The sequence below is a fragment of the Motilimonas sp. 1_MG-2023 genome (genome assembly GCF_030547455.1).
In the GTDB taxonomy this organism is placed as follows: domain Bacteria; phylum Pseudomonadota; class Gammaproteobacteria; order Enterobacterales; family CBDFNC01; genus Motilimonas.
Genome location: NZ_JAUOPX010000231.1, coordinates 1 through 245, shown reverse-complemented (window position 1 = coordinate 245; position 245 = coordinate 1). Strand labels below are relative to the sequence as shown.

Annotated in this window: 1 pseudogene; it reads right to left on the bottom strand. The window is 46.9% G+C overall.

From position 1 onward, the window contains the following. Positions 1-245 (bottom strand): annotated as a pseudogene (locus tag Q4519_RS21995) (hypothetical protein); the annotation flags it as partial.

Below are 245 nucleotides of genomic sequence, written 5' to 3'. Positions count from 1 at the left end.
CGGTAATCTCTTGAATCGTAAATACTGCTGAGCACCGCGCCCGCACTAACAATGCTAGGTAATACCCCATCGGCAACTACCTTAGTCCCTGTTACGACAAACTCTAACTTGTCAGCGCTGGCGTAAAGCAAGTCAGCCCCAACACCGAGAAAGAAATTATCAGCAAACTCAGTCATCCAACCTGGCTTAAAGCGCAAAAGCAGTTCCACAAACTCAAGCGTGTTGGTATCAATATCGCCAATAAG